The sequence below is a fragment of the Acidiphilium sp. PM genome (genome assembly GCF_000219295.1).
GTDB classification, from domain to species: domain Bacteria; phylum Pseudomonadota; class Alphaproteobacteria; order Acetobacterales; family Acetobacteraceae; genus Acidiphilium; species Acidiphilium multivorum.
The window spans coordinates 1-733 of record NZ_AFPR01000294.1 but is presented as its reverse complement, the minus strand read 5'-3'; the positions used below and the strand labels follow the sequence as shown (position 1 = coordinate 733).

Here is a 733-nt window from a genome sequence, read left to right as displayed (position 1 = left end):
CGCCTGCGGCCGAGCGCGCGGAAGGGGCGCGGCGGGCGGAACTGGTCGAGCGCCGGCGCCCAGAGGAACTTGAGCGAATAGGCGATGCCGAGATTGGCGGTGAAGCCGATTGCCTCCAGCGGCAGGTTGGCGCGGGCGAGCCAGAGCCGCAGCGTGAAGCCGGACAGGGCGAGCGGCAGGCCGGAGGAAAAGCCGAGCAGGCCGATCAGGGCGATGGCGCGAATCCGGTTCATGACGCCAATTGCCAGCGCTGCACCGGCTGCCGTCAAGCCGGGGGCGGGAATTCGTGACAACGGTTTAATCGTGCGGTGACGCGGGCATGGTTGCCCCGCGCCGTGCCGGACCCAAAGTTGCACGCCGGGACCGCTGTCGCGCGCCTGCGCGGCGGCGCGGTGCCGCAGGGGCGGCATTTCGAGGAAGGAGACCATCATGAAGACCGTTCTGCTGACTGGTTTTGCGCTGGCCCTGACGGGGGGCATGGCGCTCGCGCAGGCGCCGGCCCCGACCCGCATGGGCGGATCCGTGCCCTATGACGCCTCGGCCGGGACCTATCTCGGCATCGCCGGGCAGGCGGTCGCGGCGCATCAGGCGACGCGGGCGCGGGTCGCGCTCGGCCGGGCGGAGACGGACCTGCTGACCAACTCCTATGTGCAGGGCAGCGTGAACGGAGCGATCCGCACACCGGCGATCGATGCGGTGCGGCGGGCCCGCAGCGCCGTCGAGAGCGGCGACT

General features: G+C 71.8%; 2 pseudogenes. One reads left to right on the top strand and one right to left on the bottom strand.

Annotation, left to right across the window (positions count from 1 at the left end):
• Positions 1–410, bottom strand: a pseudogene (locus tag APM_RS20405) (MFS transporter); the annotation flags it as partial.
• 19 nt (positions 411–429) lie between these two features.
• Here APM_RS20405 and APM_RS11595 point away from each other — a divergent pair.
• Positions 430–733, top strand: a pseudogene (locus tag APM_RS11595) (hypothetical protein); the annotation flags it as partial.